The sequence below is a fragment of the Microbispora sp. NBC_01389 genome (genome assembly GCF_045040095.1).
GTDB lineage: Bacteria > Actinomycetota > Actinomycetes > Streptosporangiales > Streptosporangiaceae > Microbispora.
Genome location: NZ_CP109552.1, coordinates 6,863,463 through 6,886,914, shown reverse-complemented (window position 1 = coordinate 6,886,914; position 23,452 = coordinate 6,863,463). Strand labels below are relative to the sequence as shown.

The following is a 23,452-nucleotide window of genomic DNA, read 5'->3' as shown; positions in this document are numbered from 1 at the left end:
AGGTCCGTATCATGAATTCGGTAATGTCCGCTCCACCCGTCTTCAGTCGGCGTTACCGCTCCCTGAGCGTCGGGATCGTGGCCCTGGTGATGCTCGTGGCGTTCGAGTATCTGGCGGTGGCCACCGCGATGCCGCTGATCGGCCGGGAGCTGAACGGTTACCGCCTCTACGGCCTCGCGTTCAGCGGCGGCATGGCGGCCAACGTCATCGCCACGGTGGTCGGTGGTCGCTTGAGCGACGCGCGGGGGCCGTTCCCCGCCCTGTGGACGGGGGTCGGGGGGTTCGTCGCCGGGCTGGCCGTCTCGGGGTTCGCGCCCGCCATGGAGGTCTTCCTCGCCGGCCGGTTCCTCCAGGGACTCGGCGGCGGCCTGTTCAACGTGGCGTTGTACGTCCTCGTCGCCCAGGCCTATCCCTCCGCCATGCACCCGAGGGTGTTCTCGGCGCTGGCCGCGGCCTGGGTGCTGCCGTCGGTGGTCGGCCCGGCGATCACCGGCTTCGTGGCGGAGTCCTGGAGCTGGCGCTGGATCTTCCTGGGCGTGGCGGTGCTGTCGGCCCCCGCCGCGCTGGTGATGTGGCGCGGCCTGCCCGCGCCGGCCGGGCGGCCGAAGGAGGCGATGGGCCGGGCCTTCCTGCCCCGGTTCGCCTGGGGCGTGTGCGCCGCCGTCGGCGCGGCCCTGCTGCAGTACGGCAGCGGCGCGGCGGGCGCGGGGGTCCTGCTGGCGGGCGCCGGGCTGGTGGTCCTCGCGCTGGCGCTGCCGAGACTGCTGCCCCGGGGCACGCTGCGCGCCGCCCGGGGCCTGCCCACGGTGATCGCGCTGCGGGGCCTGGCCGCCGGGTCGTTCTTCGCCGCCGAGGTGTTCGTCCCGCTGATGCTGGTCCGGGAGCGGCACCTGAACACGGCCGAGGCCGGTCTCGCGCTCACCGGAGGGGCCCTCGCCTGGTCGCTCGGCTCGTGGATCCAGGGGCGCAGGCCCCACGCGCGGGCGCTGACCATCCGTCTCGGCGCGACGCTGATCGCCGCCGGCATCTGTGTCACCACTCTCGTGGTCGTCCCCGCCACGCCGGTCGTCGTGGCGTTCGCGGGCTGGCTGGTGGCGGGCCTCGGCATCGGCATGGTCTTCCCGACGTTGTCGGTGCTGGTGCTGGAGCTGTCCGCGCCGGGCGAGGCGGGCCGCAACAGCGCCTCGCTGAGCATCGGTGAATCGGTCTTCGCGGTCGTCGCCGTCGCGGTCACCGGCGCCCTTTTCGCGGCGTACGGGGGCAGGTCGTGGGTCTACGTGACGTGCCTCGGCCTGCTGGTCGTCATGGCCGTCGCGGCCGCGATCGTGGGCGGCCGGTTCGAGCACCGCCGCGAACCGGGCACCATTGAGGTCTAGGGACTCCCGCAAATCCCGCCGCGGAGCCCGGTCGTCCGGGCACGGCGCCACGGAACGGCCGTCGGCGGGGAAACAGGGGAAGAAACGAGGGATCCGAGTGCCGCGTGTCCGGGAGCTGGAGGTCTTCAGGATGACCCTGCCGTACGGCAGGCGTCCGGAGACCGTCCTGGTGAAGATCACGGACTACGGCGGCATGGTCGGCTGGGGCGAGGCCGTCGATCCGGCCGGAGCCGGGCCGCTGGAGCGGGCTTTGCCCGCGCTCGTCGGCATCGACTGGGAACACCCGTCGGAGCTGGGGGACAATCCCGGCGGCGTGGCCGGTGACATGGCCTGCTGGGACCTGTGGGGCCGCATGAACGGCGTTCCGCTCGCCCACGCCCTCGGCGGCACCCGCACGTCGCTGATCGCGACGGTCAGGCTGACGGCGGACCGTTCGCTGGAGAGCATGGTCGCCCGGGTGAACCGGCACGTCTGCGCGGGCTACGGGCACGTGACGCTGGACGTCCACCCCGGCTGGGACGTCGAGCCGCTGCGGGCCGTGCGCGCGGCCTATCCCGGTCTGGCCATCGCGGTGGACGGGCGCGGCGCCTACACCGAGATCTCCCAGCTGGAGGCGCTGGACTCCTACGGGGTGGTGGCCATCGAGCGCCCCTTCAAGGACCTGCTGACCAGCGCCGACCTGCAGGACCGGGTGTCGGCCGCGGTCGCGGTCGAGGTGGCCTCCGTGGCCGAGCTGGACGAGGCGTTGTGCCTCGGCGCGGGCCGGGCGCTGCTGCTGCGGCCCGCGAAGTTCGGCTCGCTCGGCGCGGTGCGGCGCGCGCACGACCACGCGGCGGAGGCCGGCTGGGACATCGTCTGCGCCGGCGGCCTCGGCGCGGGCCTGGCCCGGGCCGCGACGGTCGCCGTCGCCAGCCTGCCCGGCTGCACCCTGCCCAGCGATGTGGCCGAGCCGCCGCGCAGCGCGCAGGTGGTGCTCCCGCCGGTGGGCGCGTCCGGCGGGGTCGTCGCCGTGCCGCTCACCCAGCCCGGCCTCGGCCACACCGTGGACGAGGACCGGGTGCGCCGCATGGCCCGCGAGTCGTTCCAGGTCTGATCCACACGGGAGCAAGCCTTCCAGTCGCGCCGGACGGTCGAGCCGGGCCGGCCCCGGCGGGGGGCCACGCCCGTACGCGGGTGTTCAGCGCGCCGTCGCCGTGGGAGACGCCCCGCAGCCGTCCTCGATCGGGCTCGGCGTCCCCGGCGACGGTGGCACGGGCGCCGGCGTGAGGGAGGGCGCCGGCGGAGTGTGCCGATGCCGGAGCCGCCCCGGACCGGCTGGGGAGCCGCTCGACGGGGTGGCCGGAGAGGTGGTCTGGGCGTCCAGCGAGTCACGGATCGCCCTCGCCGTGAGCAGCCGGATCCGGTCCCAGTCCGGGTAGGCGGTATTGACCAGCGGGGGCACGAACTGGAGGCTGGTGACCCCGGTGTGCTTGACCTTCCAGGCCAGCGGCACCAGGTGCTCCAGCATGGGCCTCGGCACGTCGGTGCTGAGGAGCCTGCGGGTGGCCGCCGCGATCTGGGTGAACCGCGTCAGCACCGTCGCGGGGTCGGCCTGGCCGAGCAGCGCGCCGAGCAGGCACCGCTGACGGTGCATCCGGTCGAAGTCGTCGCTGAGGGTGCGGGACCGGGCGTACCACAGCGCCTCGGTGCCGTCCAGGCGGCGGGTGCCGGCCCTGACCATCCCCTCGTCGTACCGGCCGTACACGATGTCGCGGTCCACGGTGAGCACGATCCCGCCGAGAGCGTCGATCATCTTCGCCAGGCCCCAGATGTTGACCAGCGCGTACCAGTCGATCCGCAGGCCGAGGATGTAGCCGACCGTCTCCTTGAGGACCTGGGCGCCCATGTGCCGGTGTCCGCCGAACAGCTCGGGGTGGTCGTCGGCGTACTGCCACACCGAGAACAGCAGGTCCTCCCGCCAGCCGGGCCGATACTCCGGAAGGCGGAACCCGAAGGGGAACCGGACGGCCATCGGGCTGCCCGGAGGGAACCGCACGTGCTCCAGGTTGCGGGGCAGGCCGAGCAGCACGGCGCGGCCCGTGCGGACATCGACGCTGGCGACGTTGACGCTGTCGGTGCGCATCCCGATCCGGTCGGCGCCCCAGTCGCCGCCGAGCAGCAGCACGTTGACCCGGTCCCGGCCCGCCCACGGATCCTCCGGCCCCGGCCCGGCGGTGCCCGCCGGGCCGCCCCCGCCGGGCGAGGTGAAGATCGCGTCGAGCGCCCGCTCGGACAGGGCGACGTACCGGGCGGCGACCGCGAACGGCACCGCGACGACGACCGCGAGCGTGCCCGCGGCCAGCCCGGTGAGGATCTGCCCCGAGCGCGGCAGCGCCGCGGGGCGCAGGACGACGTACGAGTGGACGACCAGCCAGAACCAGGCGACGGCACAGGCCACGAAGACCAGGGAGATCTGGCTCAGCCACCCCAGCGCCCGCCCGGCGAGGCCCGCGTCGGCGCCGGCGGCGACGCCCGCGACGCAGACGACCGTGGTCAGGTAGACACCGAGGAGGATCAGCCCCGCGCGGCGGCGGCCCGCGCGCAGGTGCGCCGCGCCCGGCAGCACCGCCGACAGCGCCACCCAGGCGATGAGCGCGACGGCCCCGCGCGCCGGCCCGGCGCGACGTGGCGCCTGCGCGGCGCCCTTCCGGCGTGTCAGACCAGGGGTGACCACGGCTCAATTGAAGCGACACGGACCGCGGAAAACCCGCGACCGCCACGAGCCGGACCAGCCCTTGCCGAATCTTGACCGGGACGCGGCCCTACCAGGGGAAGGCGCTACCAAGGAAATGCGAACAGGCCGTAGTAGGCCGCGGTCAGCAGCAGCAGGGCCGTGCCGCCGAGCACGCCCGCGAGCACGCTCTTCTGCCAGGGCGTCGGCTCCCAGCCGTCCCGCCGGCCACCGGCGACCTCGGCGAACGTCGCGACCGTCTGCGCCAGCATCGCGACGGCGAGCAGCCGTACGACCAGCCACCCGGCCTGTACGGCGGGCCAGGCGCCCGCCTGGTTCACCGAGAACAGCACGATCAGCGTGATGAACGCCATAACCGCGGCGAGTTCGCCGAGCCCGATCCAGGCCATCCGACGCAGCCGCCGCCGGATGGTCGGCCACCGCTGGACGTTGGCCTGGAACCGCAGGTCGCGTCCGCGCAGGCGGACGACCATCTCCGTCACCGGCGCCGCGACGTAGCCCACCGCGGCCAGGCAGAGCGTCAGCCACAGGATCGTGCTGTCTCCCCACCACGGCGCCGCCGGCACGTCGGCCGCCTCGAAGCGCTGCACCGGCGTCGCCCCCGCGATGGGCACCGAGGGTCTCGCCGTACGCGGCAGGTCCCTGATCCAGTTCGCCAGCGTGGGCAGGTAGCCGGCCGCGAAGGTCCCCCCGTTGACCCGCATGGCGTGGTCGGCCCCGGCGAGGAAGCGGATGGTGTAGCCGGCGTCGCCCTGGCGCAGCGCCCGGGTGAGGGCCTCGGTGCTCTCCACGAAGGGGATGGAGGGGTCGTCGGTGCCGTACAGCGCGAGCACCGGCTGGGTGATCCCGCGCAGGGCGGGCGCCCCGTCGTAGCGCAGGAAGTCGAAGCCGACGCCGCCCATGACCCTGGTCAGCAGATCGCGTACGCCGGTCGGGGCGTGCAGGCGCAGCAGCTGCTCGTTGAGCGCCCAGGCAACCTGGCGCAGCGGCGAGACGTTCGGCGAGGAGACGAGGACCACGAACGCCGCCCGGGGGTCGCGGGCGGCGGCGATCGGGACGACCCAGCCGCCCTCGCTCACCCCCCACAGGCCCGCGCGCGCCGGGTCGACGTCGGGCCGCTGGCGCAGAACCCGCAGCATGCGCAGGGCGTCGTCGGCGAGCAGCCCGAAGTCGCGGCCGCGGAAGGAGTAGCCGACGGTCCGCTTGTCGTAGGCGAGCGTCACGATGCCCGCCCGCGCGAGCCACTCGGCCTGCTGGGTGAACTCCCCGCCGTCGCCCGAGCCCGAGCCCTGCACGAACACGAACGCGGGGTGGCGTCCGGGCGTCAGCGGCGCCCGGATCGTCGCCCGCAGCGTCTCGTTCCTCGCCGGCACGAGCAGTTTCTCGGTGCGGAAGGGGCCGCCGGCGAAACCCGCTCCGGCGATCGGCCGCACCTCGGCGGCGGGCTGCGCGGGGATGTCGCGGAACTGGGGCGAGGCGGGAAGCGGCGGCGGGTCGAAGGCAGGAGGGGAGAGCACGTGGCCGACGACGGCGAGCACGACCATCAGCACACCGGCGATCACCCCGAGAGTGCCCCGGCCGATGTTCATGAGGCGCTCCCCCATGCGATCTCGTATCCCGAACCCAGGTTAAGTCATTACTCGCTCCCTGCGCGGTGCCACGGAAGTGACGATTGATGCGTCGTTTGTCGGCGGGACCTGTTAGTTTCCTGCGACATGCGTGTCCTGCACACCTCCGACTGGCATCTCGGCCGCTCCTTCCACCGGGAGAGCCTGCTCGGCGCGCAGGCCGCGTTCGTCGACCACCTCGTCGAGACCGTGCGCGCGGAGCGGGTGGAGGTCGTGCTGGTCTCCGGCGACGTCTACGACCGCGCCCTGCCTCCCGTGGACGCGGTGGCGCTGTGCAACGAGGCGCTCGCCAGGCTCAAGGCGCTGGGCGCGCACACCGTGCTGATCAGCGGCAACCACGACTCCGCCGTACGGCTGGGCTTCGGCGCCGATCTCATGGAGCGCGTCCACCTGCGCACCGACCCCGCCCGGGCCTGGGAGCCGGTCACGATCGGCGACGTCGCGTTCTTCGGCATCCCCTACCTGGAGCCCGAGCTCGTCCGGGGACCGTGGGAGCTGGCCGAGCGCAGCCACACCGCCGCGCTCTCGTACGCCATGGACCGCGTCCGCGCGCACCCGGCCGCGCGCAGGGTCGTGCTCGCGCACGCGTTCGTCACCGGAGGGGAGGCGAGCGACAGCGAGCGGGACATCAGCGTCGGCGGGGTGTCCCACGTGCCGCTGAGCGCCTTCGACGGCGCCGACTACGTCGCCCTCGGCCACCTGCACGGGCGCCAGGCGATGAGCGAGACGGTCCGCTACAGCGGCTCGCCGATCGCCTACTCCTTCTCCGAGGCCGGCCACCTGAAGGGCTCCTGGCTCGCCGACCTCGACGGCGGGCGGACGGAGTTCGTCCCGGCTCCGGTGCCGCGCCCGGTCGCGCGGCTCCGGGGCCGCATCGACGACCTGCTGACCGACGCCCGCTTCGCCCGGCACGAGGACCACTGGCTGCAGGTGACGCTGACCGACCCGGTGCGCCCGCGCGAGGCGATGGAACGCCTGCGCGGGCGCTTCCCGCACACGCTCGCGCTCGCCTTCGAACCGGACGGCGCGACCGGGAGCTCCGCGCGCCCGCCGAGGATCGCCGGCAGGGCCGAGATCGACGTGGCGCTCGACTTTGTCCAGGCGGTGCGCGACACGCCCGCCGACGACGACGAACGGCGTCTGCTGGAGGAGGCGGTCGAGGCGTGCCGCATCAGGGAGAGCGTGTGAGCGGCCGGCCCGCGCCGGGCGAGGAGGCACCGTGAGGCTGCATCGGCTGAGCATGGTCGCGTTCGGGTCCTTCCCGGGAACGGAGGAGGTCGACTTCGACGCGCTCGGCGAGGCGGGCCTGTTCCTGATCCACGGGCCGACCGGCGCGGGCAAGACCACGGTGCTCGACGCCGTCTGCTACGCCCTGTACGGGCGGGTGCCCGGCCAGCGGGAGAGCGCCCGCAGCCTGCGCTGCGACCACGCGCCGCCGAGCCGGGGGCCGTCGGTGACGCTGGAGGCGACGATCCGGGGCAGGCGCCTGCGCGTCACCCGTTCCCCCGCGTGGATGCGGCCCAAGCTCAGGGGCTCGGGTCTGGTGGAGGAGAAGGCCAAGGCCCTGGTCGAGGAGCTGACCGAGCCCGGCGGGCGGTGGGTCGCGCGCAGCACCCGCAGCGACGAGGCCGGTGACTTCATCGGCACGCTGACGGGGATGAACGCCGCCCAGTTCTGCCAGGTGGCGCTGCTGCCGCAGGGCGACTTCGCCAAGTTCCTGCGCGCCGGGGGCGAGGAGCGGCGCGAACTGCTGGAGCGGCTCTTCTCCGTCCGGGTGTTCGGCGAGGTGGAGCGGTGGCTGGCCGACCACCGCACGCGCTCCGGGCGGGAGGCGCAGGAGCTGGCCCAGCGGGTCGACTCCGTGCTGGACCGCATGCGCGGCGCGGCGGGAGACCTGGCGCTGCCCGAGGACGCGGCCGATCCGGAGGCGTGGTCGGGTGAGGTGCTGAGCCTCGCCGAGGGCGCGCTCGCCCACGCGGCGACGGCCTGCGCGGCGAGCCAGGCCGGCCTGCTGTCGGCCCGGAGCCGGCTGGAGGAGGGCAGGGCCCTCGCCGACCGGCAGCGCAGGCACGCCGCCGCCCTGGCCCGGAGCCAGGAGCTCGACGCGGCGGCGGACGAGCGATCCGACCTGGAGGCGATGCTCGACGAGGCCGCGCGCGCCGACCGGGTGCTGCCGCTCGTCCGCCAGGCCGAGCAGCGCGCGGAGGCCGCGGCCAAGGCCCGCCGGGTGGCCGCCGACGCCGTGCTCCGCGCGTTCCCCGGAAACTCGGACGGCGCCTCGGGTGGAGCTCCGGAGCGGCCGAACGCGGGGGGCGGTGCGACCCGGCCTGACGCGCGGTCCGATTCACGGCCTGACGCGCGGCCTGATGCGCCCCACCTGGATCCGGAGCGGCCGGATCCGGAGCGGCTGGCCGCGCTGGAGCGGGAGCGGCGCGACGAGATCGCCCGGGTGCGCCAGATCCTCCCGGAGGAGACGCGCCTGCGGGAGGTGCGGGACGAGCGGGCCGGCGCCGAGCGCCTGCTGGCGGAGCTGTCCGGGGAGGAGGCCCGCCTGGCCGGACGGCTCGCCGCACTGCCCGGGGAGCGTGCCGGCGTCGAGGAGCGGCTCGCGGAGGCGCGCCGCGCGGCGGCGAGCCTGCCGGGCCTGACCGCCGCCAGGGACGCCGCGTCGCGGCTGCGCGCGGTCACCGAGGAGGCCGCGCTGCTCGACGCGGAGCTGACCCGGCTCTCCGGCGACGAGGCGCGGGCGCGGGCCGACCAGCAGGACCTGCCCGCGGCCCTGGCCGACGCCGGGGAACGGCTCCGGGGCCTGCGCGACATGGCCGCGCGGATTCCCGCGCTGGAGGCCGCCGCCCGGACGGCGGAGGAGCGGCTCGGCAGCGCGCGGCTCCGCGACACGCTGACCGCCGAACTGGACGCGGCCGAGCGGGACCGTCGCGCGGCGGTCGACCTGGCCCAGGAGCGCCGGGACCGGCTCCAGGAGGTGCGGCAGGACCGCATCGACGGGATGGCCGCCGAGCTGGCGGCAGGGCTGGTGGACGGCCTGCCCTGCGCCGTCTGCGGCGCCACCGGGCATCCCCGCCCGGCCGAGCCCGCCGTACGGGCCGCCACGGCCGAGGACGAGCAGGCGGCGCAGGACGCGTTCGACGCGGCGCAGCGCGCCCGTGAGGCGGCGGAGGCGAACGTCGCGGGGCTCACCTCGCGCCTCGCCGACGCGGAGTCGCGCGCCGGGGACCTGTCCGAGGAGGCCGCCGGGGCCGCCCTGGACGAGGCCCGGGACGAGCTGTCGCGGCTGCGCTCGGCCGCGTCGGCGGTCGAGGCGGCCGAGGAGGAGGCCGGGCGGCTCGCCGCCGCCCTGGAGGACGCCCGCGAGCGGGCAATGGAGCTGGCCGGGCTGCTGACCGAGACCAGGACCCGGCGGGATGCCCTGCTCGCCGAGGGAGAGCGCCTCGCCGCGGGACTGGAGGGCGACCTCGCGGACGTGGAGGCCCGGCTCAGCCGGGCACGGTCGGAGGCGGAGACGGAGGAGGAGCTCGCCGCCCGCGCCGCCCGGCTCACGGCCGAGCTGGAGGAGCTGGGCGAGCGGGCCGCGCGGACCGGGGCCGAGCTGGCCGAGGCCCGTGCCCACCGGGACATGCTGGAGACCGGCGAACGCCGGCTGGCCGAGGTGATCGACGCCGCACGGGGCGCGGACCCCTCGCTCGCCGCCCGTCTCGACCGCCTCTCGGAGGAGGCCGGCCTGCTGCGTGAGGCGGCCGACGCGGCGCGGACGGCGGAGGCGGCCGGTGGCGAGAGCGAGGCCGCGCGGGCCGCGGCGGCCCGCGCGGCGTCGGGGGAGGGGTTCGCGAGTGCGGAGCACGCCGCCGCCGCGACCCGCACCCCGGAGGACCGGGAGGCGATGACCGAGCGGCTGGGCCTGCTGGACGCCGAACGCGCCACGGTGGAGGGGCTGCTGGCCGATCCCGAACTGGTCGCGGCCGCCGCCGAGCCGCCCGCCGGCCTGGCGGAGCTGAGCGCCGCGCACGATGTGGCCGAGCACGAGCACGGCTCGCGCACCTCGGCCCGCGACCGCGCGCGGAGCAGGCTCGACCAGCTCACCGCGCTCGCCGGCGAACTGGACGCCGCGGTGCGCGCCCACCGGCCGGCCGAGGAGCGGCACCGCCTGGCCCGGCGTCTCGCCGAACTGGCCAATGGCACATCCGGCGACAACCGCTGGCACATGAGGCTGTCGGCGTACGTGCTCGGCGAGCGGCTGCGGCAGGTCGTGGACGCGGCCAACGAGCGCCTCGACCACATGTCGGGCGGGCGCTACCTGCTGCGGCACGACCTGAACCGGACCGCGGGCGACCGGGGCCGGTCGGGCGGCGGGCTGGGCCTGCGGGTGCTCGACGCCTGGACCGGGGTCGAACGCGACCCCGCCACCCTCTCCGGCGGCGAGAGCTTCATCACCTCCCTCGCCCTGGCGCTGGGCCTGGCCGACGTGGTGACGCAGGAGGCCGGCGGCGCGGAGATCGGCACCCTCTTCGTGGACGAGGGCTTCGGCACGCTCGACGAGGACACGCTGGACGACGTGCTCGACATCCTCGACGGGCTGCGGGAGGGCGGCCGGGCGGTCGGGGTGGTCAGCCACGTCGCCGAACTGCGCGTGCGCATCCCCGCCCAGCTCCGCGTGCTGAAGAACCGCGGCGGCTCCACCCTGTCGCACGCCTGACCGCCCGGCCCCTTACCTGGGTGGAGTCGAGACCGGCCCGCTGAACCCCGCTGACCGTCCCGGCATCGGCGGGCGTAGCTTGGCCGGTCCCCGAGGTTCCGCTGACCTTTACACGGGCATTCGCGTGGGCCCTCGCGGCTCCGCGGGGTGTGTAAGGCGTGAGGCGTACGGATCCGAAGGTCCTGGTGGCTCCGGCGACGAAGCCGCGCCGCAGCACTTGCAGCCGGGGGTCCGACATATACCGCTCGCTGAGCCGCGGTGAGATGAGCCAGATCCGGTGCACGCCCGCGGCCGCCGCCGTGAACTCGGCGGCCGTCCGGGGCTCGTAGACGCCGGGCGCGTTGGTGAGGTCGACCAGCCGTCGGTACGGCTGTCCGTACACGCTCACGAACAGTCGGTACCGCCGGGGAACGAAGAGCACTCGGTCGCCTGGGCGTTCCTGCTGCGTGAGTACAGCAGCCAGGGTACGCAGATCGTCGGGGCGGCTGTCCGGCAGCCGGATGGCGGCCTGCGCGGGAGCTGCCAGCGCGCCCAGGAGCACGATGGCGCCCGCTGCCACGCTCACGCGGGCGGTCGCCGGCCGGATGGCCCCGGTGACCGCCTGCACGCCGATTCCGGCGAGTAGCGCGAGTCCCGGTATTGCGTAGAGGACGTACCGGGGATGGTAGACCGGGTACTCCTGCGAGATGAGGAACGAAGCGAGCACCGGGAGAACCGGCCACGCGGTCACCAGTAGAGCGCGACGCGACCACCACGCTCCGGCGGCGGCGAGCACGAGCAGGAGCACGGCCGCGGCGGTCCCGCCGGTGATTTCCGCTGGAAGCCCGGCGAGATCGGCGACGCCGGGAGACTTCAGCCAGAAGAGCTGTTCGTCTCGCTGCCCGGCGGCCACGATCACAAGAGGAGTGATCAGGACGCCGCCCGCGGCCACCGAGAAGAGCCACGGCAGCGGCCGGGCCGGTCGCGCCGCGAGAACCCCGGCGAGGTGGGCGGCAAGCAGGAGCAGGGAGTACAGGTGCAGCCAGCCGAGCAGAGCCACACTCGCGGCGTACGCGAAGTGCCAGCGGGTCTGCGCGCCCTCCAGGGTCCGCAGCAGCAGCCATGTCGAGAGCACCGCCGCCGCGCTGACGATGGCGTAGCTCCGCGCCTCCTGAGCGTATCGGTCGGCCAGCGGCAGCAGGGCGTAGACGAGGCCGCCGCAACAGCCGGCGAGCGGCCCGGCCAGGCGGCGCCCTATGACCGCGACGCCGAACGCGGTGGTGGCGAACGCCAGCAAGGAGGGGAGCCGCAGCATGAGTTCGTTCTGCGCGATCGCGGCGAAGGGCCGCAGAAGCAGATAGTAGGTGACGTGCACCGCGTCGACGTCGGCGATCAGCCGCCGTACGTAGGACAGCGGCATGCGTGCCATGACGCCGCTGAAGGACTCGTCGCGCCATAGCGACGGCACGGTGATGCGCCAGGCGCCGAGGATCAGAGCCACAAGGGCCGGAAGGACGACGGCGATCACCCGTACCCACGGGCGGGTCGTCTCGCGCGTCGCCCGCCGGCCAGTTGAGTCAGGCCGCTCGTCGAGCACGCCTACCATGGGCTGGGGGGCTTCCATTCAGGCAGGATATTGGTCACCTGTCATGCGGCGACTGGGTCTGATGGCAGGGCGGCGATCTCCTCGACAGCCGCGCGAGTGCGGCGGGGTGGGCTCAGGGGGTCAGCAGGTAGGCGTTGTCCTTCCACCAGATCCAGATGGTCCGCCGGTCGCCCGCCTCGGCGACGGCCGCGACGTCCTCGTCGTCGAAGGTCCACGCGGCCAGGTAGGAGCCGTTCGCGCCTGGCTTGCAGACGAGCGTCCCCGTGGCCGTTCCCTCGTGGTTCCAGGGGCTGGAGGAGTCGCCGTGGGCGCAGCCGCGCGGCCCCAGGCCCGCGGACAGCCCGGCGAGCCACGCCTTCAGCGCCTTCGCGTCGATGAACCGCATCACCAGAGGGTTCCGTGCCGGGCCGGGGCGCACGACCGCGCAGTTCACCGCGGCGATCACCTTGTCGTTCTCCTGCGCGAACGCGGGGACGCACCCGGCCAGCACACGGGCATCGATGCGATCGACCAGTGCCTGCTGGCCCACCGTCAACCCGGTAGGAGTAGGCGCGGCCCGCCTAGTGGAGCCCATGATGGCCAGGCACTCGCTGAGGCCGAGTCGCCGCGCTCCGGCCGGCCAAGACGGCAGCGTGCGGTCTGACAACGTCTGCATCGCCGTTATCGCCGCTTCGCCATGCAACGTTCCCTGATCCACCTGGTAGTTCACGAAGACCGTGGAGATCGCACTGAACGTCTCCGCGAAGCTCCGGGTGTCTCGCAGCAGCCCGTTGATATCGCGGCGGTCTTCCCCGCCGGCACCAGCTTCTCCCGGCGGGTGCGTGGTCCCCTCGTCCGCGGCTCCTCCTGCGCCTCATCCGGGCTCATGCGACGGTCATCCCTCGCGCGCGGACGTCTCGCCCGCCCGATCGAGTTCGCCTCACCACTCGTCCCTCTCCAGCCGGGCCCCGACCAGCAGACGAACAACACGTAACCATAAAAGGGAGTTGGCCACGACCACAAGAAATCGAATTGTCACCAGGGATTCTCCCTTCCTGGCTACCTCAACGAAACACGTCCGCGAGAAAGTGCCCGGCGGCTTACGGAGGGCCGAATCGGGGGAATTGTCGTGCCCATGACACGAACGCACGCCGACTTGTCGAATTCACTCCACCGCCCGGCCCCGATTCGATCACCATCCAGCGAAGATTTGTCCACAAATTCTCTGATCTACAATGTAAAGGCGCTCGCGGCGTTTCCACGTCGGCCGCCGCGGGCGTGAAAACGCTGACACCGCGTCAAGGTCAACATGGTCTACATGGGCAGCCAGCGGGAGGCCAGCAGGTAGCCGCCGTATACGAGCGACGCGGTGGAGACCAGCAGGAACAGCAGCACCCAGAGCGTGCCGGGCACGCGGGTCAGCCGGGCGAGCTGGTCGGCGTCGGAGTCCGGGGCGTGGCCGACCCGGCGCTTGGCCTGCAGTTCGAGGATCGGCCGCACGCCGCCGAGCAGCAGGAACCACGCTGCGGCGTACGCGCCGGCGGACTGCACGTCGGGCGGCGCGAACCAGGACAGCGCGAAGACCGCGCCGCCCACCACGAGCAGGGACACCGCGCCGAAGACGTTCCTGATCATCAGCAGCATGCACGTCAGCAGCGCGAGCACGGCCCACAGCAGCAGGGTGATCCGCCCGTCCGCGACCAGCCAGGCCGCGCCGAGGCCGATCAGGGACGGCGCGACGTATCCCGCCGCGGCGGTGGCGACCATGCCGGGCCCGGTCGGCCGGCCCCGGGTGAGCGTCACTCCGGAGGTGTCCGAGTGGAGCCGGATCCCCCGCAGCTTGCGCCGGGTGAGCACCGCCACGAGCGCGTGGCCGCCCTCGTGCGCGATCGTGATCAGGCCGCGGGAGTAGTGCCACGAGATCGGGTAGGCGACTACCGCCAGAGCGGCGAACCCGGACAGGACGACCAGCCAGAGCGGGGGCGCGACCTGGGTGGCGGTCAGATGGTTCCAGAGGGCCTTGAGGGGGGTCACTCCCGGAATCGTACGGCCCGCGGCCCGGGCCCACGCCCCCCGTGCCCGCCCGGTGCGCGGGGAAAGTGGGAACGGGGGTTACCTTCTTAAAGTGGCAGAGCGGCGGATACGTGGACTGCGCGGATTGAGTGGACTCATGAGGACGAAGCCGGAGCAGGCTCCCGAACACTCCATGGACCCCCGCGCCGGCGAGCGCGAGGACTCCTTCAGGCACAGCGTGATCGACAACGCGGTGTACGTGGACGGCGAGCGGGTGGACTCCCCGCTGTCGCTCGGCGACGCGATCGCCTCGCTGCGCTCGCGGCCGGGCGCGATGGCGTGGATCGGCCTCTACCGGCCGGAGGAGGCGGAGCTGATCAAGGCCGCCGAGGAGTTCGGCCTGCACGAGCTCGCCATCGAGGACGCCATCGTCGCCCACCAGCGGCCCAAGGCCGACCGGTACGGCGGCACGCTGTTCGTGGTGCTGCGGGCGGCGCAGTACCTCGACAAGCCGGAGAAGGTCGCCTTCGGCGAGTTGCACGTCTTCGTGGGCCCCGACTTCGTGCTGACCGTGCGGCACAGCGAGGCGCCCGACCTGTCGAAGGTGCGCCGGCGGATGGAGTCGGACCCCGACCTGCTCCGCCAGGGCCCGCAGGCCGTGCTGTACGCGATCCTCGACGCGGTGGTGGACGGCTACGCGCCGGTGGTCGCGGGGCTGCAGAACGACATCGACGAGATCGAGGTGCAGGTCTTCGGCGGCGACCCGGCCGCGCCGCGGCGCATCTACGCGCTGTCGCGTGAGGTGATCGAGTTCCAGCGGGCGACCAGCCCGCTCGTGCCGATGCTCGACGGCTTCATCGCGGGCTCGCCCAAGTACGGCGTGAACGAGGAGTTGCAGCGCTACCTGCGCGACGTGTCCGACCACGCCATCACGGTCACCGAGCGGGTGGCGGGCTTCCGGGAGATGCTCCAGGACATCCTCATCGTCAACTCCACCCTCGTGAGCCAGCAGCAGAACGAGGAGATGACCAAGCTGACGGCCACGAGCATCGCCCAGGGCGACGAGGTCAAGAAGATCTCCGCCTGGGCCGCCATCCTGTTCGCCCCGACCCTGGTCGGCACGATCTACGGGATGAACTTCGACCACATGCCCGAGCTGCACTGGTGGCTCGGCTACCCCGTGGCGATCATGCTCATGGGCCTCGTCTGCCTCACGCTGTACCTGGTCTTCAAGCGCCGCGACTGGCTGTAGACCTCCGCTTCGAGCGCCGATGCACCGGTTTAGGCCTTGTCGTGACAACTATCTAGATATATCTTTCACGTATCTCGATAGTTGGAGGATGACATGCACGACGATGAGTGGCCCCCGCAGGCACCGCCGCACCACGGCGCGGCGCCGCCTCCGCCTCCGCCTCCGGTCCCGCCCGGTCTCGGCCCGCGCGTCCGGCGAGGCGACGTCCGTACGGCTCTGCTGCGCCTGCTGACCGAGGAGCCGCGCAACGGCTACCAGCTCATCGAGGAGATCGAGCGGCGCAGCGGCGGGGTCTGGCGGCCCAGCCCCGGCTCGGTCTACCCCGCCCTTCAGCAGATGGAGGACGAGGGCCTGGTGGCGGGGGAGGACGCGAGCGGCAGCCGCGCCTACCGGCTGACCGGGGAGGGCATGAGCCAGGCCGACCCGCGGGCCGAGCCGTGGGCGGACGTCCGCCGCAGTCTCCCCGAGGACCGGCACGAGCTGCGGCTGCTGTGGGGCCGGCTCGGCGAGGCGTTCGTCCACCTCACCCACGTCGCGGACGACCGGCAGGTCGCCGAGACCAAGAAACTGCTGCGGAGCACCCGGCAGGCGATGTTCCGGATCCTCGCGGAGGACGCGTGAGCATGAACGGGGGAGACGTGAACGCGGCGGTGGCCGTGCGCGGGCTGCGCAAGACGTACGGGAAGGTCGAGGCCGTCAAGGGCGTCGACTTCGAGGTCGCGCCCGGCGAGGTGTTCGGCTTCCTCGGGCCGAACGGCGCGGGCAAGACCACCACGATCAGCATGCTGTGCACGCTCGCCACCCCCACGGGCGGCACCGCCCTCGTCGCCGGGCACGACATCGTGACCGAGCGCGACGCCGTGCGCCGCAACATCGGGCTGGTCTTCCAGGACCCCACGCTGGACGGCTACCTCACCGCCGAGCAGAACCTGCGCTTCCACGCCGAGCTGTACGGCGTGCCGAAGGACCTGGTCGGCGACCGGATGCGTCAGGTGCTCGACATGGTCGGGCTGTGGGACCGCAGGGACGGCAAGGTCATGACGTTCTCCGGCGGCATGAAGCGCCGGCTGGAGATCGCCCGCGGGCTGCTGCACTCGCCCCGGGTGCTCTTCCTGGACGAGCCCACGGTCGGCCTGGACCCGCAGACGCGCTCGGCCATCTGGGGATACATCGGCAAGCTGCGGCACAGCGAGGACATCACGATCTTCATGACGACGCACTACATGGACGAGGCCGAGTACTGCGACCGCATCGCGATCATCGACCACGGCGAGATCGTGGTGATCGACTCGCCGGAGGCGCTCAAGGCGAGCGTCGGCAAGGACCGCGTGCAGATCCAGACCGGCGACGACGAACGCGCGATGGTCCTGCTCAAGGAGAACTTCGGCGTCGAGGCCGCCGTACGGGAGGGTCAGGTGACGTTCGCGGTCCCGTCGGGGGAGGAGTTCGTGCCGCGGCTGTTCGCCGGCCTCGGCGTGCCGATCCGGTCGGTGAGCGTGTCGCGTCCCTCGCTCGACGACGTCTTCATGTCCTACACCGGCTCCACGATCCGCGACGCCGAGTCGTCGGGGGCCGGCAACCAGTGGATGCGCGCGATGGCCAGGGGAAGGTGAGCCGATGACGACCGACGTGGTCCGGGTGAGCGTGCCGCGGGCGGGCGGAGGCCACGACCTGCGGGCGGTCAAGGTGGTGCTGCACCGCGAGTTGCTGCGGTTCGCCAACGACCGCACGCGGATCGTGTCCTCGCTGGTCCAGCCGGTGCTGTGGCTGTTCGTGATGGGCACCGGGCTCGGCACGCTGGTGCGCGGCTCGGTCCCCGGGGTCGACTTCCGGACGTTCATGTATCCCGGCATGATCTCGATGACCGTGATCATGACGGCGATGTTCTCGGCGGGGTCCATCGTGTGGGACCGCGAGTTCGGGTTCCTGCGCGAGATGCTGGTCGCGCCGGTCAGCCGGGGCGCGATCGTGGTCGGCAAGTGCCTGGGCGGTGCCGTCGTCGCCACCCTGCAGGGGGTGATCATCCTCGCGCTCGCCGGGCTGGTCGGCGTGCCGTACTCGCCGGGCCTGATCCTCACCCTGCTCGGCGAGATGTTCCTCGCCGCCTTCACGATCACCGCGTTCGGCGTGACGCTGGCCGCCCGGATGCGCACCATGCAGAGCTTCTTCGGCGTGATGCAGATGGCGATCATGCCGATGATGTTCCTGTCGGGCGCCATGTTCCCGCTGGCCGGCCTGCCGTCGTGGCTGCACGTGCTCACGACGGTCAACCCGCTGACGTACGCCGTGGACCCGATGCGCCGGGCGGTCTTCGGCCACCTCGACGTGCCGCCGCAGGTCGACGCGATGCTCAACCCCGGCGTGAGCTGGTTCGGCCACCGGCTGCCGGTGCCGCTCGAACTCGGCCTGGTCGCCGCCGTCGGCGCGGTCCTGCTCGCCGTGGCCGTGGCCCAGTTCCGGCGTACGGACTGAGCAGTTCCGGCGTACGGACTAAACGGACTAAGCGGTTCCGGCGAACGGGCCGACCCCGCACACCCGGGGGACGGCGGCGAGCGGGACGTCCTCGTCGAGGGCGCGGACCAGCAGCGACTCCACGCCGAGGAGCATGGCGCGGGCCGTCTCCCGGGGCAGGTAGGCGGTGTCAGCGATGAGGCTGAGCTGTCCGGTGTCGGTGGCCGCGCCCACGGTGAAGAACGCCTTGAACCGGACGCCGGGCCAGGCGTTCGTGACGTACGTGCGGGTCTTCGCGGTGAGATCGGGGATCTCGCCGGACGCGGGCCGGGGCGCTCCCGGCCAGGTGCCGACGGTGCGCCGGTCGTTGAAGAACGCGTCGAGGTCCACCTCCCGGCCGCGGCGGCGGCCGATCTCCTCGCGCATGGCCTGCATGGCGAAGGGGTCGTAGTGCGCGTTGCGGTACGCCGTGAAGGCGGCGCGGTGCGCCTCCCGGCAGGCGTCGGCGAAGCCGTCGGAGGGCGGGTCGAGGACGAACAGGCCGTCCTGGCCGACGTTGCCGATCATGGTCCGGGTGCGCGGGTCGCGGCGGTTGCTGTGCACGAGCTGCATGACCGCCCTCGTGCGGCCGCTCACCGTGGCCAGGACGGTCGCGCACGCGCCGAGCAGAACGCTGGTCGTGCTGATGGTCCACCGCCCGGCCAGCGTCTCGGCCGCCGCGGCGAGCGCCACCGACTCCATGCCGACCTCGATGAACCGGGGGTCCTCCGGCTCGCCCGGAGGGTGGTCGAACACGTCGAGCGGCGCCTCCTCCAGGATGGCCCGCCAGTATCGGATCGACCTGGCCGAGCGCGCCTGGAACGACTCCTCGCGCTCCAGGGCCGCCTGGTCCGTCGGATGCCAGTCGGCGGGCGGCGGCTCCTCCCCTCTGAGCAGGATCTTCCACTCCTCCGCGAGCAGGCTCAGGGCCTGGAAGTCCACGGCCAGGTGGGAGAAGGTCAGCGCCAGCGCCATGGGCCGCCCGGCCTTGAGGACGACGGCGCAGCGCAGCGGCAGGTCGGCGTCGTGGACGAAGGCCGTCGCGCTCAGCTCGCCGGCGATCCGTTCGGCCGCCCGCAGCGCGCGTTCCGGTCCCGCCTCCACCAGGTCGACGGTGAGCCGGCCGTCGCGTCTCACCCGCTGCACCGGCCCCTCCGGCGTGCCGTGGAAGGTGGTACGCAGGGTCTCGTGCCGTTCGAGTAGCTCGCGCAGCGCGTCCAGCACGGTCGCGAGGTCGCGCCTGCCGTACACGGGTAGCACCCAGGGGCAGTTGAGGAAGGACTGACTGTCGCCCATCAGGTGGACGGCGCGCCAGATCAGCCGCTGCCCCCAGGTCAGCGTCGCCTCGCCCGCCCGCGCGCCGTGGAACTCCACCGTCGCGCCCGCGGCCCGCGCCGGGGAGCCCTCCGGCGTCGTCATGCGTCTGCCGCGGTCCGGTCGCCGGGCTCGGCGGCCCGGGACACCAGCGCGGCGAGGGCGTCGACGCTCTCCAGCGAGGACCAGTCGCCGCCGAGGCCGACCTCGACCCCGAAGGTGTCCTCGATCGCGTCGACGAGCCGGACCCGGGCCACCGAGGTCAGGCCGAGCGCGGACAGCGACCGCTCGCCGGCGAGCGCATCCTCGGCGCCGATCGCGCCGTCGGACACCTCGGCGACCAACTCCGCCAGGGCCCGCCTGTACTGCCCGGCCGTCATGCCGCACCGCCCGTCATATGACATCCTCCGTGGTCGCGGGGGAACCATGCCGACCTGCGATGGAAGCATAGGCAAATCGGTTCGGGGATGACAGTGAAACAGAAAAGACGCTGTCCGAAAACTTTCGGAAACCGCGTCTGCGGGCCCGCCCCGGAAATGGACCGGCCCGGGGTGACACGCGCCCCGGGCCGGCTCGATCGTCTTCTCTAGTGCTTCACGCGGACCCGGTCGGCGCGGCTGGACGAGCGACGGGCGTCGTCGTCACCGGGGAAGACCACCTTCCAGCTTCCGGAGCGGGTCGCCTTGGTCTTGCCCCAGAACGAGCCGGAGACGTTCGTCCGCAGCGTCTTGACGTAGTGCCAGGAGCCGCCGGCCTTCTTGAACCACACGGTCACCTTCTGGTGGCCGTAGCCCTCCCAGCCGTCGTCCCAGATTTGGAGCGCGCCGCGGAAGGTCAGGTACTTCCCGTACGTGACCGGCTCGGGGGAGGCGTCGAAACGGATCACCCGGGTGCCGGCGGCGGGCGGCGGCACGGGCCGGGGAGCGCGGACCGTCACGTAGTCGGACGAGCCCACCGAGCCGGTCGCGCCGGTGACGGCCTCGAACTCGGCCCGCCACCAGCCGGAGGTCCTGGCCCTGACGTCCGCGGCGAAGAAACCGCGGTCGCCGGTCCAGGCGGAGGTGACGTACTGCCAGCGGTAGCCGCCGTCGGGCTTGAAGAGGATCCGCACGCGGTGGTCGGGGTAGCCGCGCCAGAAGTCCCCGCCGTCGATCTCCAGCCGGCCGCGCAGGCGCAGGGTGTCACCGGCCCGGACGGGGTCGGGGGATGCGTCGAAGCCGGTGACGCGGGTGCGCCTGGCGGCGTCCCGCACGTCGACCCGGTCGCTGTCGCTCGTCGCGGGCTCGGCGGCGGTGGTGCCGTCGAACTCGGCCCGCCACCAGCCGGACCCGTCCGCCCTCTCGTCGGCCGAGAAGCGGCCGCGCCCGTCGGTCGTCACCCAGCCGACCCGGCCGTAGGAGCCGCCGACCGGCTTGAACGCGAGGTACACCCGCTGGCCGGCGTACCCGCGCGACGCGCCGTAGGTGAGCGCGCCGGTCAGCCTGACGACGCCGCCGCGGTCGACCACGTCCGGCGAGGCGGCGAAGTCGAGGCCGGTGCTCCAGTGAACCTGGAACTCCTTGGCGGCGGTGCCGCCCTCGGTCCTCACCTCCAGCTTCCAGGCGCCCGGCTCGTCCCTGAAGGTGAAGCCGTACCTGGCCGTGTAGGCGCCGGAGCCGGCGGATCCGACGGCGAGCGGGACCGCCCGGCCCGACCCGTCGAGAAGCCGGGCGGCGCCCCCCTCCGCCGCCTTGTAGGTGAAGGTCGCCGTCGTGCCCGCGCCGCCGGCGACGATCACGGGGCTGGGGGAGACGGCGAGGTCGCTCGGCGCCGGCGCGGGAGAGGGCGTCGTCGCCGCGCCGGCGACGGCCGGGAGAGCCACGGCTCCGCCCAGGGCGACCGCTCCTCCCATGGCCGCCGCCGCGATCACGGCGCGCATGCGTTTCAACATTTCCGCTGAACCATCCTTCCCGGTGGCCGAACGGTGAACGCGGCCTGAGGGTGCCACGTCATTCCTCTCAAGTAGACGGGCGATAACCGGCATAGGTTGAGAGCAATGCCATTCGTCATCAAATCGTGCCAATTAAGGTGATCGATAATCGGAACGATGCCGGGAGTTCCCACTCCGCGGGACGGGGAGAGCATCCTGCGACATAATCGGCCGTGTGGTGCGGGAAGCAGTGGAGACCCATTTCGCCGAAGCCGTGGGGGCGCTGACCCCGGGACCCGCCGGGGACCCGGATCTGCCGGTCCGCCCCGGCTCGGGCCTCACCGGTGCCCGGTGCCGGGAGCTGTTCGCGGTGCAACTCGGCAGCCGGCTCCTGGACGTCGCCGCCCGCCTGATGCGCGGGCGCGACGAGGGCTTCTACACGATCGGGTCGTCCGGTCACGAGGGGAACGCCGCCGTGGCCGCGGCGCTCCGGACGACCGACCCCGCACTGCTGCACTACCGGTCGGGCGCGTTCTACCTGGCCCGCTCCGCCCAGGCCGGACGGCTGGCCGAGGAGGGGCTGCGCGACGTGCTGCTGGGGGTCGCCGCGTCGGCCGAGGAGCCGATCGCGGGCGGCCGGCACAAGGTGTTCGGCCACCCCGGCCTCGCCGTCGTCCCGCAGACCTCCACGATCGCGAGCCACCTGCCGAGAGCCGTCGGCGTCGGCTTCGCGATCGAGCAGGCGCGCGCGCTCGGGCTGCCGTCGCCGTGGCCGCGCGACGCGGTCGTCGTCTGCGGATTCGGCGACGCCTCGCTGAACCACGCCTCCGCCCTCACGGGCCTCAACACCGCGGCGTACGGCGGCCATCGCGGGCTGCGCGTGCCGGTGCTGTTCGTGTGCGAGGACAACGGCCTCGGCATCAGCGTGCGGACCCCGCGCGACTGGGTCGAGCGGGCCAGGCACCCGGCGCTGGAGTATTTCCACGCCGACGGCTGCGACCTCGCCGACGCCTACGACGCCGCGACGCGTGCCGCCCGCCACGTGCGCGACAACCGCGCCCCCGCGTTCCTGCACCTGCGCACGGTGCGGCTGATGGGCCACGCGGGCTCGGACGTCGAGAGCGCCTACCGCACCCGCAAGGAAATCGCCGCCGACCTGGCGCGCGACCCCCTCGTCCGTACGGCTCGGCTGCTGGTGGAGGCGGGCCTCGCCCAGCCCGACGAACTGCTGGCGCGCTACGAGGCCGAGCGCGACCACGTGCTCAAGCTGGCGATGGAGTGCGGGCGGCGGCCCCGGCTGACCTCGGCGGCGGAGGTGATGGCGCCGCTCGCGCCGCGCGACCCGCGGGCGGTGGCGGCCGGAGCCCTGCGGGCCGCGCCCGCGCGGGAGCGCGAGCGGGCCTTCGCCGCGCCGCCGGAGTCGGAGGGCGGGCTCACACTCGCGCAGGCCGTCAACCGCACGCTCGCCGACGCCATGGCGGCCGACCCCGGGGTCCTCGTGTTCGGCGAGGACGTGGCCCGCAAAGGCGGTGTGTATGGCGTCACGCGCGGGCTGCTGCGCAGGTTCGGCAGTGAGAGGGTCTTCGATACGCTGCTGGACGAACAGGCCGTCCTCGGGCTCGCGCTCGGCAGCGGGCTGGCGGGGATGCTGCCGGTGCCGGAGATCCAGTATCTCGCCTATCTGCACAACGCCCTTGATCAGATTCGTGGCGAGGCGTCGACTCTGCAGTTCTTCTCTCGGGGCGCGTACCGCAATCCCCTGGTCGTACGAGTCGCCTCATATGCCTACCAAAAGGGATTTGGGGGACATTTCCATAATGACAACTCAATTGCCGCGTTGCGCGATATCCCCGGTCTGATCATCGCGTCTCCGGCGCGGCCCGACGACGCGGCGGCGATGCTCCGCACGTGCCTGGCCGCCGCCCGCGTGGACGGGAGTGTGTGCGTGTTCCTCGAGCCCATCGCGCTCTACCACACCCGGGACCTGTTCGAGGAGGGCGACGGCGGCTGGCTCGCGCCGTACGCGGCGCCGCCCCGCTGGGCGGAGACGCACGTCCCGGTCGGGCGGGGGCGCTCCTACGGCGACGGCCGCGACCTCACCATCGTCACCTACGGCAACGGGCTGCGGATGAGCCTGCGGGCGGCGGCGCGGCTCACGGCGGAGGGCTTGGGCTGCCGGGTGCTCGACCTGCGGTGGCTGTCGCCCCTGCCGGTCGACGACCTCATGCGCGCGGCCGACCTCACGGGCCGGGTGCTCGTCGCCGACGAGACCCGGCGCAGCGGAGGCGTCTCGGAGGGCGTGATGGCGGCGCTGCTGGACAACGGCTTCACCGGCCCGATCACCCGGGTGACCTCCCGGGACAGCTTCGTGCCGCTGGGCCCGGCGGCCGACACCGTGCTGCTGTCCGAAGCCGAGATCGAGCAGGCCGCCCGCGCCCTGCTCGCCCGTGACTGACCGAGGGCT

17 protein-coding genes are annotated in these 23,452 nt (G+C 73.3%); 9 read left to right on the top strand and 8 right to left on the bottom strand.

Annotated elements, in window-relative coordinates; translation table 11 throughout:
- The first annotated feature begins 23 nt into the window (after positions 1-23).
- Together OG344_RS30360 and OG344_RS30355 are read left to right on the top strand one after the other, a co-directional pair.
- The gene (locus OG344_RS30360; RefSeq protein ID WP_405086023.1) at positions 24-1,376 is read left to right on the top strand and encodes an MFS transporter; all 1,353 of its coding nucleotides are present in this window, start codon (positions 24-26) and stop codon (positions 1,374-1,376) included.
- Positions 1,377-1,473: 97 nt separating this feature from the next.
- Entirely contained in the window at positions 1,474-2,469 is a 996-nt protein-coding gene (locus OG344_RS30355; protein WP_327046628.1) for an enolase C-terminal domain-like protein, read from the top strand.
- An 84-nt stretch (positions 2,470-2,553) separates the two neighbouring features.
- Here OG344_RS30355 and OG344_RS30350 read toward each other — a convergent pair whose 3' ends face one another.
- Together OG344_RS30350 and OG344_RS30345 are read right to left on the bottom strand one after the other, a co-directional pair.
- Positions 2,554-4,089 (bottom strand): LCP family protein, encoded by a 1,536-nt coding sequence (locus OG344_RS30350; protein ID WP_405086022.1) that lies wholly within the window; start codon positions 4,087-4,089, stop codon positions 2,554-2,556.
- A 104-nt stretch (positions 4,090-4,193) separates the two neighbouring features.
- The gene (locus OG344_RS30345) at positions 4,194-5,711 is read right to left on the bottom strand and encodes an alpha/beta hydrolase family protein (protein ID WP_405086021.1); all 1,518 of its coding nucleotides are present in this window, start codon (positions 5,709-5,711) and stop codon (positions 4,194-4,196) included.
- Positions 5,712-5,822: 111 nt separating this feature from the next.
- Between OG344_RS30345 and OG344_RS30340 the strand changes: the two genes are divergently transcribed.
- Together OG344_RS30340 and OG344_RS30335 are read left to right on the top strand one after the other, a co-directional pair.
- Entirely contained in the window at positions 5,823-6,923 is a 1,101-nt protein-coding gene (locus tag OG344_RS30340) for an exonuclease SbcCD subunit D (protein WP_405086020.1), read from the top strand.
- A 31-nt stretch (positions 6,924-6,954) separates the two neighbouring features.
- Positions 6,955-10,446, top strand: a complete 3,492-nt coding sequence (locus OG344_RS30335) for an AAA family ATPase (RefSeq protein ID WP_405086019.1) — start codon at positions 6,955-6,957, stop codon at positions 10,444-10,446.
- Here the strand turns inward: OG344_RS30335 and OG344_RS30330 are convergent.
- From OG344_RS30330 to OG344_RS30320, 3 genes are all read right to left on the bottom strand, one after another.
- On the bottom strand, positions 10,358-12,049 hold the full coding sequence (locus tag OG344_RS30330; RefSeq protein WP_405086018.1) for a hypothetical protein: 1,692 nt from the start codon (positions 12,047-12,049) through the stop codon (positions 10,358-10,360). The genes OG344_RS30335 and OG344_RS30330 overlap by 89 nt on opposite strands.
- Before the next feature lie 94 nt (positions 12,050-12,143).
- On the bottom strand, positions 12,144-12,560 hold the full coding sequence (locus OG344_RS30325; RefSeq protein ID WP_405086017.1) for a hypothetical protein: 417 nt from the start codon (positions 12,558-12,560) through the stop codon (positions 12,144-12,146).
- Between the two features lie 764 nt (positions 12,561-13,324).
- Positions 13,325-14,044 carry a M50 family metallopeptidase gene (locus tag OG344_RS30320; protein WP_405086016.1) on the bottom strand — a complete coding sequence of 240 codons (720 nt, stop codon included), beginning with the start codon at positions 14,042-14,044 and terminating at the stop codon, positions 13,325-13,327.
- Positions 14,045-14,180: 136 nt separating this feature from the next.
- On the opposite strand from OG344_RS30320, the gene OG344_RS30315 reads away from it, so the two are divergent.
- The 4 genes from OG344_RS30315 to OG344_RS30300 all read left to right on the top strand — a co-directional run bounded on the left by OG344_RS30315 (position 14,181) and on the right by OG344_RS30300 (position 17,747).
- Positions 14,181-15,275 (top strand): magnesium and cobalt transport protein CorA, encoded by a 1,095-nt coding sequence (locus tag OG344_RS30315; RefSeq protein ID WP_405086015.1) that lies wholly within the window; start codon positions 14,181-14,183, stop codon positions 15,273-15,275.
- Between the two features lie 93 nt (positions 15,276-15,368).
- Entirely contained in the window at positions 15,369-15,896 is a 528-nt protein-coding gene (locus tag OG344_RS30310; protein WP_405086014.1) for a PadR family transcriptional regulator, read from the top strand.
- 2 nt (positions 15,897-15,898) lie between these two features.
- Complete coding sequence (locus tag OG344_RS30305; RefSeq protein WP_405089203.1) at positions 15,899-16,888, top strand: ATP-binding cassette domain-containing protein; 990 nt, start codon at positions 15,899-15,901, stop codon at positions 16,886-16,888.
- A 4-nt stretch (positions 16,889-16,892) separates the two neighbouring features.
- Positions 16,893-17,747, top strand: a complete 855-nt coding sequence (locus OG344_RS30300) for an ABC transporter permease (RefSeq protein WP_150931602.1) — start codon at positions 16,893-16,895, stop codon at positions 17,745-17,747.
- A 27-nt stretch (positions 17,748-17,774) separates the two neighbouring features.
- On the opposite strand, the gene OG344_RS30295 is transcribed toward OG344_RS30300, so the two are convergent.
- The 3 genes from OG344_RS30295 to OG344_RS30285 form a co-directional block, all read right to left on the bottom strand.
- Positions 17,775-19,184: a condensation domain-containing protein gene (locus OG344_RS30295; RefSeq protein WP_405086013.1), complete on the bottom strand. Its 1,410-nt coding sequence runs from the start codon at positions 19,182-19,184 to the stop codon at positions 17,775-17,777.
- Entirely contained in the window at positions 19,181-19,459 is a 279-nt protein-coding gene (locus OG344_RS30290) for an acyl carrier protein (protein ID WP_405086012.1), read from the bottom strand. Before OG344_RS30290 ends, OG344_RS30295 begins: the two co-directional genes overlap by 4 nt.
- Before the next feature lie 206 nt (positions 19,460-19,665).
- Positions 19,666-20,997, bottom strand: coding sequence for a hypothetical protein (locus tag OG344_RS30285; RefSeq protein ID WP_405086011.1), 1,332 nt, complete (start codon positions 20,995-20,997; stop codon positions 19,666-19,668).
- 226 nt (positions 20,998-21,223) lie between these two features.
- Here OG344_RS30285 and OG344_RS30280 point away from each other — a divergent pair, with 226 nt between their 5' ends.
- Positions 21,224-23,443: a thiamine pyrophosphate-dependent enzyme gene (locus tag OG344_RS30280; protein ID WP_405086010.1), complete on the top strand. Its 2,220-nt coding sequence runs from the start codon at positions 21,224-21,226 to the stop codon at positions 23,441-23,443.
- Positions 23,444-23,452 lie beyond the last annotated feature (9 nt).